Source organism: Paraburkholderia sp. SIMBA_054, from assembly GCF_046534875.1.
In the GTDB taxonomy this organism is placed as follows: Bacteria; Pseudomonadota; Gammaproteobacteria; order Burkholderiales; family Burkholderiaceae; genus Paraburkholderia; species Paraburkholderia hospita.
Window position 1 is genome coordinate 1 of record NZ_JAWRXV010001343.1, and the last position, 249, is coordinate 249.

Consider the following 249-nt stretch of genomic DNA (forward strand, 5'->3'; position numbering starts at 1 on the left):
GTGCTGGAGGCGATGAAGATGGAGCACAGCCTCAACGCGCCCGCCGATGGCGTGCTGAGGCGGTATCGGGTGGCGCAGGGCGAGCTGGTGGCCGAGGGCGCCGCGCTGGTGGAGTTCGAGGCGGATTGAGACGTGGCTCCAGCCTTTCGCCGCCACGATTGCGGCGCAGGGCGGCGACTACTATCAAGTGCGCTGCGGCACCGGATGGCTGCAGGACCGGGCCGTAGTTGTCATATGCCAACCACTTAC

General features: G+C 67.1%; 1 protein-coding gene. It reads left to right on the forward strand.

Translation table 11 applies throughout. From position 1 onward, the window contains the following. The first annotated feature begins 12 nt into the window (after positions 1-12). Positions 13-129 carry a hypothetical protein gene (locus SB822_RS59455; RefSeq protein WP_410859422.1) on the forward strand — a complete coding sequence of 39 codons (117 nt, stop codon included), beginning with the start codon at positions 13-15 and terminating at the stop codon, positions 127-129. Positions 130-249: the final 120 nt, after the last annotated feature.